General features: G+C 64.5%; 10 protein-coding genes. 4 read left to right on the plus strand and 6 right to left on the minus strand.

Annotation, left to right across the window (positions count from 1 at the left end; genetic code table 11):
• Positions 1 to 140 precede the first annotated feature (140 nt).
• A complete protein-coding gene (gene hrpA, locus FQ664_RS21055; RefSeq protein WP_144174612.1) occupies positions 141 to 4046 on the minus strand; it encodes an ATP-dependent RNA helicase HrpA in 3906 nt (1301 codons plus the stop codon).
• Between the two features lie 535 nt (positions 4047 to 4581).
• Between hrpA and FQ664_RS21065 the strand changes: the two genes are divergently transcribed.
• Both FQ664_RS21065 and FQ664_RS21070 read left to right on the plus strand, forming a co-directional pair.
• Positions 4582 to 5946 carry a glutamine synthetase family protein gene (locus FQ664_RS21065; protein WP_144174615.1) on the plus strand — a complete coding sequence of 455 codons (1365 nt, stop codon included), beginning with the start codon at positions 4582 to 4584 and terminating at the stop codon, positions 5944 to 5946.
• A gap of 23 nt (positions 5947 to 5969) precedes the next feature.
• A complete protein-coding gene (locus tag FQ664_RS21070; RefSeq protein ID WP_144174617.1) occupies positions 5970 to 7277 on the plus strand; it encodes an NAD(P)/FAD-dependent oxidoreductase in 1308 nt (435 codons plus the stop codon).
• Between the two features lie 118 nt (positions 7278 to 7395).
• Here the strand turns inward: FQ664_RS21070 and fadD1 are convergent, their stop codons facing one another.
• A complete protein-coding gene (gene fadD1 / locus FQ664_RS21080) occupies positions 7396 to 9093 on the minus strand; it encodes a long-chain-fatty-acid--CoA ligase FadD1 (RefSeq protein ID WP_144174619.1) in 1698 nt (565 codons plus the stop codon).
• Between the two features lie 360 nt (positions 9094 to 9453).
• On the minus strand, positions 9454 to 11142 hold the full coding sequence (gene fadD2, locus FQ664_RS21085; protein WP_144174621.1) for a long-chain-fatty-acid--CoA ligase FadD2: 1689 nt from the start codon (positions 11140 to 11142) through the stop codon (positions 9454 to 9456).
• Positions 11143 to 11361: 219 nt separating this feature from the next.
• On the opposite strand from fadD2, the gene FQ664_RS21090 reads away from it, so the two are divergent.
• Both FQ664_RS21090 and FQ664_RS21095 read left to right on the plus strand, forming a co-directional pair.
• Positions 11362 to 12306, plus strand: coding sequence for an alpha/beta hydrolase (locus FQ664_RS21090; RefSeq protein ID WP_144174623.1), 945 nt, complete (start codon positions 11362 to 11364; stop codon positions 12304 to 12306).
• Between the two features lie 34 nt (positions 12307 to 12340).
• Positions 12341 to 12811 carry a MaoC family dehydratase gene (locus FQ664_RS21095; RefSeq protein ID WP_016488563.1) on the plus strand — a complete coding sequence of 157 codons (471 nt, stop codon included), beginning with the start codon at positions 12341 to 12343 and terminating at the stop codon, positions 12809 to 12811.
• A 273-nt stretch (positions 12812 to 13084) separates the two neighbouring features.
• Here FQ664_RS21095 and FQ664_RS21100 read toward each other — a convergent pair whose 3' ends face one another.
• The 3 genes from FQ664_RS21100 to FQ664_RS21110 are packed head-to-tail and all read right to left on the minus strand — an operon-like array spanning position 13085 to position 15174.
• Entirely contained in the window at positions 13085 to 14323 is a 1239-nt protein-coding gene (locus FQ664_RS21100; RefSeq protein ID WP_144174625.1) for an RNA polymerase sigma factor, read from the minus strand.
• Positions 14323 to 14808 (minus strand): SRPBCC family protein, encoded by a 486-nt coding sequence (locus tag FQ664_RS21105; RefSeq protein WP_144174627.1) that lies wholly within the window; start codon positions 14806 to 14808, stop codon positions 14323 to 14325. The genes FQ664_RS21100 and FQ664_RS21105 overlap by 1 nt, the downstream gene beginning before the upstream one ends.
• A 21-nt stretch (positions 14809 to 14829) precedes the next feature.
• Complete coding sequence (locus tag FQ664_RS21110; protein ID WP_013973721.1) at positions 14830 to 15174, minus strand: YciI family protein; 345 nt, start codon at positions 15172 to 15174, stop codon at positions 14830 to 14832.
• Positions 15175 to 15206 lie beyond the last annotated feature (32 nt).

Here is a 15206-nt window from a genome sequence, read left to right on the forward strand (position 1 = left end):
GCGCTGGCTGGAAACATGACAGGTTAATGGCACTTTAGTGCCAACTCAAAGACGTACGCGGACCCTGTGGGAGCGGGTTTACCCGCGAAGGGCCGCAAAGCGGCCCCAAACTCACTGAAGTGTGCCACAAATCAAGGAAGTTAGCCTTCCACCTGGCTCCACTGTTTGCTCAATCGCTTGTCGGAAATCGGCACCTTGGTCCCCAACTGCTGGGCAAACAGCGACACCCGATATTCCTCCAGCCACCAGCGGTACACGGTCAGTTGCTCATCGCGCTTGCCTTCCTGGGCATGCTTGTCGGCACGGGCCTTGTACTGCGCCCACAGGTTGGCCAGCTCACCACTCCATACCCGGTCCTTCTGCACCTGCGAACCCAGCTTCTCCAGGCGCAATTCCACCGCCTTGAGGTAACGCGGCAACTCCTTGAACCAGACCCCGGGGGTTTCGCGCACGAAGCCCGGGTACACCAGGTTGCCCAGCTGTTGCTTGATGTCGTTCAGCGCCACCGCCTGGCTCAGGTCAATCTTGCCCTTGAAGCGCTTCTGCAGCCCATGCCACAGTTTCAGCACTTCCAGGGCCTGCCGTGCCAGGCGCTCGGCATGCTCGGCCCAGCTGCCGCGCTTGCGCTCGGCCAAACCAGCCAGGGCCGCACCATCGCGTGGCAGCGGCTGTTCGCCTTCGAGGATGCAACTGTCCAGGCTGGCCAGCAGAATGTCCTCGACCAGCGCCTCGACCCGGCCCATTTCCCGGTACAACAGGCCCAGCTCGGTCAGCCCCGGCAGCTTGCCGCGCAGGTATTTGGCCAGCTCGGCCAGTTGCTGCAGCAACAGCCGCTGCAAGGCGCGACGGTGCTGGAACTCGGCTTCGGCCTGGGTCGAGAAACGCCCTTCGCGCACGGTGCCGGCCTCTTCCACCAGCGCCGGGTACACGGTCATCGACAGGCCGGCGATCTTCTGCTGGGCGGTCTGCTTCACTTCGCTGAAGGCCTTGGCCTGCACCGGCTGCTCGCTCTTGGCATCACGCGGCACGGCCAGCGCTGCCTGGCTGGCGGCGGCAAAACGCGCAGTCAGCTCGGCCAGGTCACGGCCTTCACCCAGGAACTTGCCCTGGCCATCGACCACTTCGATGTTCATGCGCAGGTGGCCTTCGACCAGGTTGACCGATTCGGCCCAGGCCTCGTCGGCCACACGGGCGCCGGTCATGCGCAGCAGCTCCTGGCCCAAAGCTTGCGGCAATGCGCCCTGGCCGAAGACCATACGCGCCAGCGCGGCCTTGACGAAGTCCGGCACCGGCACGAAGTTCTTGCGCAGGGCCTTGGGCAGGTTGCGCACCAGCGCCACGCACTTGGCTTCCAGCAGGCCCGGCACCAGCCATTCCAGGCGCTCGCCCGGCAGGCTCGGCAGCAGCGGTGCCGGCACCCGCACGGTCACGCCATCGCGGGGGTGGCCGGGCTCGAAGTGGTAACTCAGCGGCAGGCGCAGCTCACCCACCTGCATGCTGTCGGGATACTGCGCGGCGGTGACCTCACTGGCCTCGCGGGCCAGCACGTCTTCCTCACGCATGATCAACAGGTTGGCGTCCTTCTGGCTACCCATGCGGTACCAACTGTCGAAGGTCGCGGTCTGATGGATTTCCGCCGGCAGGCGCGCTTCGTAGAAGGCGTACAGCGTCTCTTCGTCGGCGAGGATGTCACGGCGGCGGGCCTTGGCCTCCAGTTCGTCAAGCTCTTCCAGCAGGCGCTGGTTGGCCGCCAGGCACTTGGCCCGCGACTGGATTTCGCCACCCACCAGGCCGTGGCGGATGAACAGCTCGCGTGAGGTGGCCGGGTCGATCGGGCCAAAATGCACTGGTCGACGACCGACCAGGATCAGGCCGTAGAGGGTGATCTGCTCATAGGCCACCACCTGCCCGCGCTTCTTCTCCCAGTGCGGCTCGAAGTGGTTCTTCTTGACCAGGTGACCAGCCAGCGGCTCGATCCAGTCCGGCTCGATCCTGGCCACCATGCGTGCATACAGCTTGGTGGTTTCGACCAGTTCGGCCGCCATCACCCACTGCGGGCGCTTGCGCCCCAGGCCCGACGACGGGTGCACCCAGAAGCGCCGCTGGCGGGCACCCTGGTAGTCGCCCTCTTCGGTCTTCTGGCCGATCTGGCTGAGCAGGCCGCTGAGAATGGCCTTGTGCATTTTCCGGTAGTCGGACGGGTCCTTGTTCACTGTCAGCTGCAGATCACGGCAGATCAGCGCCAGCTGACGATGGGCATCGCGCCATTCGCGCAGGCGCAGGTAATTCAGGAAGTTCTTGCGGCACCAGTTGCGCAGCGGGTTGGCGGTCAGCGCCTGGCGCTGTTCCTCGAAGCCACGCCACAGGTTGACCAGCGCGGCAAAGTCGGAATCCACGTCCTTCCATTGCGCGTGCGCCTGGTCGGCGGCCTGCTGGCGCTCCGGTGGCCGTTCGCGCGGGTCTTGCACCGACAGCGCACTGGTGACGATCAGCACTTCCTGCAGGCTGCCCAGCCGAGCACCTTCGAGCAGCATGCGGCCCAGCCGCGGGTCGATCGGCAGGCGTGCCAGCTGGCGGCCGATCGGTGTCAGCTGGTTCTCGCGGTTGACCGCCGACAGCTCCTGCAGCAGGTTGAAACCGTCGCTGATGGCCTTGCCATCCGGCGGCTCGATGAACGGGAAGGCGTCGATCGCGCCCAGGCGCAGGTGCAGCATCTGCAGGATCACCGCTGCCAGGTTGGTGCGCAGGATCTCCGGGTCGGTGAACGCCGGCCGACTGTTGAAATCCTCTTCGCTGTACAGGCGCACGCAGATGCCGGGCTCGACCCGGCCACAGCGGCCCTTTCGCTGATTGGCGCTGGCCTGCGACACGGCCTCGATGGGCAGGCGCTGGACCTTGGCGCGGTAGCTGTAGCGGCTGATGCGTGCGGTACCGGTGTCGATCACATAGCGGATGCCGGGCACGGTCAGCGAGGTTTCCGCGACGTTGGTGGCCAGCACCACACGGCGCCCGGTGTGCGGCTGGAAGATACGCTGCTGCTCGGCCGGCGACAGGCGCGCGTACAGCGGCAGGATCTCGGTGTGGCGCAGTTGCGCCTTGCGCAGAATCTCGGCGGCATCGCGGATCTCCCGCTCGCCCGGCAGGAAGATCAGCACATCGCCGGGGCCCTTGCCCTCACTGCGCTCGTGTTGCGCCAGTTCATCCAGCGTGGCGAGGATGGCCTGATCGACGGTGAGGTCATCCTCGATCTGGTTACCCTCCTCGTCCTGCTCGCTGGTCAGCGGGCGGTACCAGGTTTCCACCGGGTAGGTACGCCCGGACACCTCGATGATCGGTGCACCGTCGAAGTGCCTGGAGAAGCGTTCCAGGTCGATGGTCGCCGAGGTGATGATCAGTTTCAGGTCCGGGCGGCGGTGCAGCAGGGTCTTCAGGTAGCCGAGCAGGAAGTCGATGTTCAGGCTGCGTTCGTGGGCTTCGTCGACGATGATCGTGTCGTAGCGTTCGAGGAACCGGTCGTGCTGGGTTTCGGCCAGCAGGATGCCGTCGGTCATCAGCTTGACCAGGGTATTGGCGTCGCTCTGGTCCTCGAAGCGCACCTGGTAGCCGACCAGCCCGCCCAGCGGCGTGCCCAGTTCTTCGGCGACCCGCGCCGCCACGCTGCGGGCGGCGATCCGGCGTGGCTGGGTGTGGGCGATCAGGCCATGGCTGCCACGGCCCAGTTCCAGGCAGATCTTCGGCAACTGGGTGGTCTTGCCCGAGCCGGTTTCGCCAGCGATCACCAGCACCTGGTGTTCGGCCAGGGCCTTCTTGATTTCGTCACGCTTGGCAGCGATTGGCAGGCTGTCGTCGTAGCGTACGGTTGGCACGCTCTGCTGACGCGCGGTGACCTGGGCGCAGGACGCCTGGACCTTTTCCCCCCACTGCGCCAGCTTCGCCTCGTCGGGGCGCTTGCGCAGTTCGTGCAATTGCCGGCGCAGGCGATGGCGGTCGGCGATCATGGCGTGGTCGAGGTTTTGCAACAGTTTGTCGATGGCGTGGTCAGTCATGGGGCTTTTTAGTGATGCAGGTGGGCCTGCTTTGTCATGATCGGCATTCGGAAAGTCGGGCGATTGTCGCAGATTTGCCGGTTCTCTGCTGCCTGTGCCGGCCTCTTCGCGGGTAAACCCGCTCCCACAGGTACCCCACAGCTCTCAGCCTTGATGCGATCCTGTGGGAGCGGGTTCACCCGCGAAGAGGCCAGTTGCAACAGCACATATGTTTAGCCAAATGCGATGTAAAGGTTGCCATTCACTGCTTTAATCAACCTTACGCCGCATGTGAGTATCAAAGGCATGACTCCCGTCCAGCCCATCGCCCCACCGCTGTCCCGCCCTTCGCTGCCGAAGGCCCGGCGCCGTGCCGGTGAAAATCCGCTGGTGCACATCATCCTCGCCTTCTGGGCCCTGTGGCACTGTCGTCACGCGCGCCCACCGGATTTTTCGCTCACGCCTTTGTGACCAGACCTGGCCGACGTCCGGCCGTTTGACTCAGTTGGGCCGCCTGCATGCGCGGTGGCCCCGTGCGCCCGTGAGCGAATCCATCATGCACTTTGCACCTGTAGAGCAGGCCAGCCGTTTTTTGGCCGACAACCCCGATATCGAGCTGTTCGAACTGTTCATCCTCGACGCCAACGGCGTACCGCGCGGCAAGCTGCTGCACCGCGAGGAACTGCTGGCCGTGTACCAGTCCGGCCGGCCACTGCCCAGCACCATCCTCGGCCTGACCCTGAACGGCGACGACGTGGAAAACTCCGGCCTGGTGTGGGACGTCGGCGATATCGACTGCCGTGCCTACCCGCTAGCAGGCAGCCTGGTGCGCCTGCCCTGGCGCCGGGTGCCGACCGCCGCGGTGCAGGTGAGCATGCACCCGAACGAGGGCCTGCCGGCCAGCATCGCCGACCCGCGCCACGTGCTGCTGCGTACCATCGAAGCATTGAAGGCCGACGGCTACCATCCGGTGATGGCCTGCGAGCTGGAATTCTACCTGCTCGACCAGCAACGTGACGCCCAGGGCCGCCCGCAACCGGCGCTGGACAACGATGGCGGTCGCCCACGCAGCACCCAGGTGTATGGCCTGCGCGAACTGGAGCAAATCGAGCCGTTTCTTGCCGACCTCTATGCCGCCTGCAAGGCCCAGGGCATCCCGGCCCGCACGGCGATTTCGGAATACGCCCCCGGCCAGGTGGAAATCACCCTCGAACACGGCGACGCCCTGCAGGCGATGGACCAGGCCGTACGCTACAAGCGCCTGGTCAAAGGCGTGGCCCATGCCCATGGCATGCAGGCCTGCTTCATGGCCAAGCCGTTCGCGCAACTGGCCGGCACCGGCATGCACATGCACCTGAGCCTGGCCGACAGCGCCGGCAACAACCTGTTCGCCAGCGAGGACAAGGCCGGCACCCCGCTGCTGCGCCAGGCCGTGGCCGGCATGTTGCGCCACCTGCGCGACTCGCTGCTGCTGTTCTGCCCCAACGCCAACTCGTTCCGCCGCTTCCAGGCCAACAGCTATGCGCCGCTGGCGCCGACCTGGGGCGTGGACAACCGCACCGTGAGCCTGCGCATACCGGGCGGCCCGGCCAACAGCCGGCATGTGGAGCACCGCATCTGCGGCGCCGACGCCAACCCCTACCTGGCCGCTGCGGCGATCCTTGCCGCCAGCCACCGGGGTATCCGCGAACAGCTGGACCCGGGGGCACCGGTGGAAGGCAACGGCTATGCCCAGGCCACCGAACACCTGCCCACCGACTGGCTGACCGCCCTCGACGCCCTGCAGCATTCCAGCTGGGCGCGCGAAGCACTGGGCGAGGACTTCCTTGGCGTGTATCTGAAGGTCAAGCGCGCCGAGTACCGCCAGTTCATGGCCGAAGTCAGCGAGCAGGACTGGCGCTGGTACCTGCACCAGGCCTGAGCCCCAACTAACAAGGAACACCCATGAACGCAGCATTGAACAAAGGCCCGGCGCAGCGCGCGCCGTCCTACTACAGCGCCAGCCTCAACGACCACACCGAGTACCCGCAGCTCAAGGGCACGGTGCAGGTGGATGTGGCGATCATCGGCGGCGGCTTCACCGGCGTGGCCACAGCGGTGGAACTGGCCGAGCGTGGTCTGAAAGTGGCCATCGTCGAAACCAACCGCATCGGCTGGGGGGCCAGCGGGCGCAACGGCGGCCAGGTTACCGGCAGCCTGTCGGGCGACGAAGCCATGCGCTCGCAGATGCGCAACCGCCTGGGTGCCGAGGTCGATGACTTCATCTGGCACTTGCGCTGGCGCGGTCATCAAGTGATCGAGCAACGCGTGGCACGCTACGGCATCGACTGTGACCTCAAGCGCGGCCACCTGCATGCGGCGATGAAGCCCTCGCACATGGACGAGCTGCGCGCATTCGAAGCCGAGGCACGGCGGCGCGGCATGGGCGAGCAGGTGCAACTGCTGGACCGCGATGGCATGGCCGAGCACCTGCAAAGCCCGCTGTACCTGGGCGCGCTGAAGAACCTGCGCAACCTGCACCTGCACCCGCTCAACCTGTGCCTGGGCGAGGCCCGTGCGGCCCATGGCCTGGGGGCGCTGATTTTCGAGAATTCCGAAGTACTGGACATCGTCCACGGCCCGCGCCCGGCGGTGGTCACCGCCCACGGCCGGGTCGAGGCGCGCCAGGTGATGCTGGCCGGTGATGTGTACCACAAGCTGGAAAAGCGCCAGCTCAAGGGCAAGATCTTCCCGGCCATGGGCGGCATCGTCACCACCGCGCCGCTGGGGGAACTGGCCGAGCAGATCAACCCGCAGGACCTGGCGGTGTACGACTGCCGCTTCGTGCTCGACTATTACCGCCTGACCGCCGACAAGCGCCTGCTGTTCGGCGGCGGTGCCAACTATTCCGGCCGTGATTCACGGGATATCGAAGGCGAACTGCGCCCGTGCATCGAACGCACGTTCCCGGCATTGAAAGGCGTGCCGATCGAGTTCCAGTGGAGCTGCGCCATGGGCATCGTGGTCAACCGCATCCCACAGCTGGGCAAGTTGTCGGATAACGTGTGGTATTGCCAGGGCTATTCGGGGCACGGGATTGCCACCAGCCACATCATGGGCGAGATCATGGCCGAGGCGCTGACCGGGACCCTGGAGAAATTCGACACCTTTGCCCAGTGCAAGCATGTGCGGGTGCCGATGGGCGACTTGCTGGGCAACCCGCTGCTGGCGGCGGGGATGTGGTACTACCAGATGCTGGAAAAACTGCGCTGAAGCATTCGCGGGTAAACCCGCTCCCACAGGTATTGCACAACCCTTGAGAGTTGCGCAAAACCTGTGGGAGCGGGTTTACCCGCGAAAAGGCCAGTAAAGCCAGCGAAGATGCAGAGGATCAGGCGATCTTCTTCAGGCCCTGCTTCTTCAGCTCTTCATCGCGCAGTTCGCGGCGCAGGATCTTGCCCACGTTGGTGGTCGGCAGCGCGTCGCGGAACTCGATCTGGCGCGGAACCTTGTAGCCGGTGACGTTGGCACGCATGTGCTCCATCACCTGCTCCTTGGTCACGGTCATGCCCGGCTTGACCACGATGAACACCTTGATCACTTCACCGGACTTCTCGTCCGGCACGCCGATGGCTGCACACTGCAGCACGCCCGGCAGGGCCGCCAGCACATCTTCCAGCTCATTGGGGTACACGTTGAAGCCCGAGACCAGGATCATGTCCTTCTTGCGGTCGACAATGCGCATGTAGCCATCCGGCTGGATCACGGCAATGTCACCGGTCTTCAGCCAGCCATCGCTGTCGAGGATCTCGGCAGTGGCGTCCTCGCGCTGCCAGTAGCCCTTCATCACCTGCGGGCCCTTGATGCACAACTCGCCCACCTCGCCCAGCGGCAGCTCGTTGCCGTTGTCGTCGATGACTTTGCACAGGGTGGACGGCACCGGAATACCGATGGTGCCGACCTGGTTGGCATCTGCGGGGTTCACCGCGGCCACCGGGCTGGTCTCGGTCATGCCATAGCCTTCGCAGATGGCGCAGCCGGTCACGGCCTTCCAGCGCTCGGCCACGCTCAGCTGCAAGGCCATGCCGCCGGACAGGGTGATCTTCAGCGCCGAGAAGTCCAGGGCACGGAACGCTTCGTTGTTGCACAGGGCAACGAACAGGGTGTTGAGGCCGACGAAGCCGCTGAACTTCCACTTGCCCAGTTCCTTGACCATGGCCGGCAGGTCACGCGGGTTACTGATCAGCACGTTGTGGTTGCCGATCAGCATCATTGCCATGCAATGGAAGGTAAAGGCGTAGATGTGGTACAGCGGCAGCGGGGTGATGAGGATTTCGCAGCCTTCGTGCAGGTTGGAGCCCATCAGTGCCCGGCACTGCAGCATGTTGGCGACCAGGTTGCGGTGGGTCAGCATCGCGCCCTTGGCCACGCCGGTGGTGCCACCGGTGTACTGCAGCACCGCCACGTCGTTGGCCTGCGGGTTGGCCTCGGTCACCGGCTGGCCCTTGCCCAGCGCCAGTGCGTCGTTGAAGCGTACGGCACGCGGCAGGTTGTAGGCCGGTACCATCTTCTTCACGTACTTGATCACGCTGTTGATCAGCAGGCGCTTGAGCGGTGGCAGCAGGTCGGCCACTTCGGTAACGATGACGTGCCTGACCTGGGTCTTGGGCACCACCTTCTCGGCCAGGTGGGCCATGTTGGCCAGGCACACCAGAGCCTTGGCGCCGGAGTCGTTGAACTGGTGTTCCATTTCCCGTGCGGTGTACAGCGGGTTGGTGTTGACCACGATCAGCCCGGCACGCATGGCACCGAATACCGCCACCGGGTATTGCAGTACGTTAGGCAGTTGCACGGCGATACGGTCACCCGGCTTGAGGTCGGTATGCTGCTGCAACCAGGCGGCAAACGCCCCCGACAGCGCATACAGCTCGCCATAAGTGATAGTCTTGCCCAGGTTGCTAAAGGCCGGTTTGTCGGCAAAGCGTTGGCAGGATTGCTTGAGTACCGCCTGGATATTGGGGAATTCGTCAGGATTGATTTCCGCCGTAATCCCGGCTGGGTACTTATCCTTCCAAAAATTTTCGATCATGGAAGCCCACTCCTTCAGCAACAGCGAAGTTCGATTCACGCGTTGATGCGCTTATTATTGATATGAGATGACGGCTCGTTGCAAACCGGATCATCTGAAAGCGGGCCGAGAGTAACAGCTTTGCCTGGGGTCGCCTAGAGGCCAAAACAGGCCTCACGGTCACAAAAATGACTCAATGAAGAATACAGGTCATTTTTAGAGTAATTATCCAAAATGTTGCAGATCGGGCTGTAAAAAGCCTGCTAGAGGTGTTTGAAAGCATTCGCGGGTGAACCCGCTCCCACACAGGTACTGCACAGGCCTTGAGAACTGCAAGCCCCTTGTGGGAGCGGGTTCACCCGCGAAGAATCCAACTCGGTCTCAAGCGATATCCCGCAGCTCCCGCCGCAGGATCTTGCCCACCGGCGTCATCGGCAACGACTCGCGCAGCACGATGTGCTTGGGCACCTTGTAGCCGGTGAAGTTGGCCTTGCAGTAGGCCTTCAGCTCATCCACGCTCAGCCCGCCCTCGCGCGGCACCACGAACAGCTTCACCGCCTCGCCGGAGCGCTCGTCCGGCACGCCGATGGCCGCGCAGTTGGCGACCTTGGGGTGGCCCATCACCACGTCCTCGATCTCGTTGGGGTACACGTTGAAACCCGAGACGATGATCATGTCCTTCTTGCGGTCGACAATACGGGTGAAGCCGTCCGGGTCGATCACCGCGATGTCGCCGGTCTTGAACCAGCCTTCGGCATCCAGGGCCTGGGCCGTGGCCTCGGGCTGCTGCCAGTAGCCTTTCATCACCTGCGGGCCCTTGATGCACAGCTCGCCCCGCTCGCCCAGCGGCAACTCATTGCCATCATCGTCGATCACCTTGAAGGCGGTGCCCGCCACCGGGATGCCCACCGTGCCCAGACGCGCCAGCTGGCCATAGGGATTGGTGCTGGCCACCGGCGAGGTTTCGGTCAGGCCGTAGCCTTCGACGATGCGGCAACCGGTAAGCGCCTCCCAGCGCTCGGCCGTGGCCTTGACCAGCGCGGTGCCGCCGGAGTTGGTGACCTTCAGCGCCGAGAAGTCGAGCTGGCGGAAGCCCGGGTGGTCCATCAGCGCGACGAACAGCGTGTTCAGGCCCAGCAAGGCGGAGAAACGCCATTTGCCCAGCTCCTTGATGAAGCCGGGGATATCCCGCGGGTTGGTGATCAGCACGTTGTGGTTGCCGGTGACCATCATGCACATGCAGTTCGCGGTAAAGGCATAGATGTGGTACAGCGGCAGCGGCGCGATCATCACCTCCTGGCCGTCCTTGATCAGCTTCTGCCCGTCCGGCCCGTGCTGCGAGAAGCAGGCCAGCACCTGCAGCATGTTGGCCACCAGGTTGCCGTGGGTGAGCATGGCACCCTTGGCCAGGCCAGTGGTGCCGCCGGTGTATTGCAGCACGGCGATGTCGCCCAGGCTGAGCGGCACCGGCTTGTGCGACAGCTCGCGGCCCTGGCGCAGCACCTGCTTGAACGACACCGCCTGGGGCAACTGGTAGGCCGGCACCATCTTCTTCAGCTTGTCGACCACGGTGTTGACCAGCCAGCCCTTGGCGGTGGGCAGCAGGTCGCCCATCCTGGCCTCGATCAGGTACTCGATGCCGGTATCGGGCAACACCTCCTGCACGCGCTTGCCGAACATGTTCAGGTACACCAGCGCACGCGCGCCGCTGTCCTTGAACTGGTGGCGCATCTCGCGCTCGGTGTACAGCGGGTTGGTGTTGACCACGATCAGGCCTGCGCGCAGGGCACCGAACACGGCGATGGGGTATTGCAGCACGTTGGGCATCTGCACCGCGATGCGGTCACCCGGCTTGAGGTCGGTATGCTGCTGCAACCAGGCGGCGAAGGCCGCCGAATGGCGTTCCAGCTCCGCGTAGGTCAGGGTCACGCCCAGGTTGCTGAAGGCCGGGCGGTCGGCGAAGCGCTTGCAGGAGCGCTCGAACACCTCGACGACCGAGGTGTAGGCATTGATGTCGATGGTCGAAGGCACGCCCGCCGGGCGCTTGTCATTCCAGAAGTCGGCTTGCATTTATTATTGTTCCTCTGCCTGGACCTGCTGTGAGGCCTGTAGTCCTTTCACCTGCCCGCCCGAAAGCGAAAAGGCGTTGATCCGACGTTAGCAGGTAAGCCCAAGGTGGCATATACGCCAAGTGCCGCCATTAACATTGTGAATCTTATTTGTGCCCTTCCTGCAATCCGGCCGGTTGTGCATACACTGTTCGGATACCTGTGCGCACAAGGACCCGCCATGCCTCACGATGCCTTCTGGCTGCCCGCCAGCGAGCACTGCAGCCTGTACGTGCACCAATGGCTGCCGGCCACGCCGGTGAAGGCCGTGGTGCTGCTGGCCCACGGCATGGCCGAGCATGCCGGGCGCTACCAGCGCCTGGGCCATGCCCTGAGCGAGGCCGGCTTTGCCCTGTTCGCCGCCGACCAGCGCGGCCATGGACGCACCGCCGAACTGGGCAGTCTCGGCCTGTTCGCCCGCCATCATGGCTGGAATGCCGTGGTCAACGACCTCGGGTTGCTGGCCCAGCACATCGGCCAGCAGTACCCGTGCACACCGCTGTTCCTGTTCGGCCACAGCATGGGCAGCTACATCGCCCAGGCTTACCTGCTGCACCACAGTGGCAGCCTGCATGGGGCGATCCTCAGCGGCTCCAACTACCAGCCGGCGGCGCTGTACCGCGTGGCGCGGCTGATTGCCCGGCTGGAGGCCTGGCGCCAGGGGCCGCTAGGCAAGAGCACGCTGATCGAATGGCTGTCGTTCGGCTCGTTCAACAAGGCTTTCAAGCCCAATCGCACGGCGTTCGACTGGCTCAGCCGCGACCCGGCGCAGGTCGACCTGTACGTCAACGACCCGCTGTGCGGCTTTCGCTGCAGCAACCAGTTGTGGCTCGACCTGCTGCAAGGCTTGGCGCAGATCAGTCAGCCGAGTAACCTCGCGCAGATCGATCCGAACCTGCCCATGCTGGTGATCGGAGGTGAATGTGATCCGGTCAGTGCCGGCAAGCGTCTCACCCGCCTGGCCGACGCTCTGCGCGCGACCGGCAATCGACATGTACAGCTGCGCGTCTACCCTGAGGCGCGGCATGAAGTTCTCAACGAAACCAACCGTGACGAGGTCACCGCCGATATTCTCGGCTGGCTTGAACAGGCGCTTGCCCTTGGCCGCCCTGTGCGCAGTGAATGATAGCCGCCCTCGCTTACCGCTTAAGGAAGCCCCGATGTCCCAGGTCACCAACACGCCTTACGAAGCCCTCGAAGTCGGCCAGACGGCCGAGTACAAGAAGTCCGTTGAAGAACGCGACATCCAGTTGTTCGCCGCGATGTCCGGTGACCACAACCCGGTGCACCTGGACGCCGAGTTCGCTGCCAAGAGCATGTTCCGCGAGCGCATTGCCCATGGCATGTTCAGCGGCGCACTGATCAGTGCTGCAGTGGCCTGCACCCTGCCTGGCCCTGGCACCATCTACCTGGGCCAGCAGATGAGCTTCCAGAAGCCGGTGAAAATTGGCGATACCCTGACCGTGCGCCTGGAAATCCTGGAGAAGCTGCCCAAGTTCAAGGTGCGCATCGCCACCAATGTGTACAACCAGAATGATGAGCTGGTGGTCCAGGGCGAGGCCGAGATCCTGGCGCCGCGCAAGCAGCAGACCGTCGAGCTGGTGTCGCCGCCGAATTTCGTGGCTAGCTGAAAAGTGATTTAGGCAGTACTGGCCCTATCGCCGGCAAGCCAGCTCTCATAGAACTGCACATAACTCGTTGAATTAGCAGGGCCCCTGTGGGAGCGGCTTTAGCCGCGAACACCGGCGCAGCNCAGGATGCACGGACCGCTTGCGAATTCAGTTCTCTATGCGACAGCGCAGCCCAAAGGGCTGGGCCATCTCCCACAGGATCACCACAGGCTTGAACATTGTGGTGATCCTGTGGGAGCTGGCTTGCCGGCGATAGGGCCAGTACGGCAAACATCATTCGATGGCCTGCAAGCGCCGCTCGATATGCCTGCGCTCCGGCGCCTGCCGGGTCAGCGCCAGCGCCTGCCGCCAGGCCGCACGCGCCTCCTCCACACGCCCCAGCTGGTAATACAGTTCGGCCCGCGCCGCATGGGCCAGGTGATAGTCCAGCAACTCCCCCCGCGCCAGAATCCCTTCGACCTCCCGCAGGCCAACCTCCGGCCCATCCCGCTTCGCCAGCGCCACGGCCCGGTTCAGCTCTACCACTGCTGACGGCCAATGCCGCTGCAACACGTCATACAGCCCGACGATCTCCGCCCAGTCGGTCTCTTCGGCGGTCGCCGCTTCGGCATGCACCGCGGCAATCGCCGCCTGCACGGTATAGGCACCGAACGCCCGGCTTTGCAGGGCCTGGCGCACCAGTTCGCAACCTTCGACAATGCGTTGCCGGTCCCACAGGCTACGGTCCTGCTGTTCCAGCAATACCAGGTTGCCCTGGCCATCGGTACGCGCCCGCTGCCGGGATGCTTGCAACAACATCAAGGCCAGCAGGCCGACCGCCTCCGGGTCAGGCAGCAATTGCACCAGCAAGCGCGCCAGGCGAATGGCTTCATCGCTCAGTTCCTGCTGCAACAGCGCCTCGCCCGACGACGCCGAATAGCCCTCGTTGAACACCAGGTAGATCACTCGCAGTACACTTTCCAGGCGCTCGGGCAGTTCGTTCAGCTCCGGCACCTGGTAAGGGATGCCGGCATCGCGGATCTTGGCCTTGGCGCGCACGATGCGCTGGGCGATGGTGGCCGGGCTTTGCAGGAAAGCGCGGGCGATCTGCTCGGTGGTCAGGTCGCACACTTCACGCAGGGTCAGCGGCACCTGGGCATCGGCGGACAGGGCCGGGTGGCAGCAGGTGAAGATCAGCCGCAGGCGGTCGTCGGCCAGCAACTCGTCTTCGCTGGGGTCGTGGGCCTGGCCGTCGAGCAGCATGCTCAGGTCCGCCTGGGAACGGTCGAAGCGGGCGCGTCGGCGCAGCGCATCGATGGCTTTGAAGCGGCCGGTGGAAACCAGCCACGCCCGCGGGCTATCAGGGATTCCGTCGCGCTGCCAGCGCTCGACGGCGATGAAGAAGGCATCGTGCATGGCCTCCTCGGCCAGGTCGAAATCACCCAGCAGGCGGATCAGCGTCGCCAGGATGCGCCGCGACTCGCGCCGGTAGACCGCCTCGACCTCGGCACGCACCTGCGCCAGTGCCGTCATCAGTCGGGCATCCGCTGGGTCACCACCTCCACCAGGCGGTCCAGGCTTTCTCCCCAGCCCTGGTGGAAGCCCATTTCCTCATGGGCGCGGCAGTCGGCGGCATTCCAGTGCCAGGCGCGGGCGGTGTAGCGGGTTTTGCCCTGCTCCTCGTCAAAACTGATCACGGCGGTCATGAAGGCCTTGTCCGCAGGCACCCAGCCTGGGCCAAAGGCATCGGTGAACACCAGCCGTCGCGGCGCGACAATTTCCAGGAACACGCCCTGGTTCGGGTACTCGCTGCCATCCGGCGCCCGCATCAGGGTGCGGAACAGGCCCCCGCTCCACAACTGCATTTCGCACTCCGGGGTGGTCATGCCATGCGGCCCCCACCACTGCATCAGCCACTGGGGGTCGGTCCAGGCGCGGAATACCTTGGCCGGTGGCGCGTCGATCAGGCGGCTGATGGACAACTCGTGTTGCGCTTGCGCGGGGTGTGCAAGGCTCATGCTGGTAGGTCTCCGTTGCTGTCAGGGTTGCAGTTCGCGCACCGGCCGCACCTCGACACTGCCGACCCGCGCGGCGGGGATGCCCTTGGCGATGTTCAGTGCCTCGTTCAGGTCGCGGGCCTCCACCAGGTAGAACCCCGCCAGTTGTTCCTTGGTTTCGGCAAACGGGCCGTCGGTCAGGCTCATGTGCCCGTTGCGCATGCGCACTGTGGTGGCGGTCTGCACCGGTTTCAGCGCCTCGGCCGCCAGCATGCGCCCGGAGCCCTGGATGGATTCGGCGTACGCCATGCATTCGGCGTCTTCCGGGCTGTCGGGCAGGCTGTGCAGCAGCCCCTCGTCACAATAGACCAGGCACAGGTATTTCATGATTGCCTCCAGGGCATTGGCAAAGTGCGTTT

The organism is Pseudomonas persica, assembly GCF_900291015.1.
Lineage (GTDB): Bacteria > Pseudomonadota > Gammaproteobacteria > Pseudomonadales > Pseudomonadaceae > Aquipseudomonas.

Bases quoted from the DNA above. Each gene is read 5' to 3' on its own strand.
- fadD2 (WP_144174621.1), bottom strand. From the start codon at position 11,142: ATGCAAGCCGACTTCTGGAATGACAAGCGCCCGGCGGGCGTGCCTTCG.
- FQ664_RS21095 (WP_016488563.1), top strand. From the start codon at position 12,341: ATGTCCCAGGTCACCAACACGCCTTACGAAGCCCTCGAAGTCGGCCAG.
- FQ664_RS21100 (WP_144174625.1), bottom strand. From the start codon at position 14,323: ATGACGGCACTGGCGCAGGTGCGTGCCGAGGTCGAGGCGGTCTACCGG.
- FQ664_RS21065 (WP_144174615.1), top strand. From the start codon at position 4,582: ATGCACTTTGCACCTGTAGAGCAGGCCAGCCGTTTTTTGGCCGACAAC.
- FQ664_RS21110 (WP_013973721.1), bottom strand. From the start codon at position 15,174: ATGAAATACCTGTGCCTGGTCTATTGTGACGAGGGGCTGCTGCACAGC.
- FQ664_RS21090 (WP_144174623.1), top strand. From the start codon at position 11,362: ATGCCTCACGATGCCTTCTGGCTGCCCGCCAGCGAGCACTGCAGCCTG.
- fadD1 (WP_144174619.1), bottom strand. From the start codon at position 9,093: ATGATCGAAAATTTTTGGAAGGATAAGTACCCAGCCGGGATTACGGCG.
- FQ664_RS21070 (WP_144174617.1), top strand. From the start codon at position 5,970: ATGAACGCAGCATTGAACAAAGGCCCGGCGCAGCGCGCGCCGTCCTAC.
- FQ664_RS21105 (WP_144174627.1), bottom strand. From the start codon at position 14,808: ATGAGCCTTGCACACCCCGCGCAAGCGCAACACGAGTTGTCCATCAGC.
- hrpA (WP_144174612.1), bottom strand. From the start codon at position 4,046: ATGACTGACCACGCCATCGACAAACTGTTGCAAAACCTCGACCACGCC.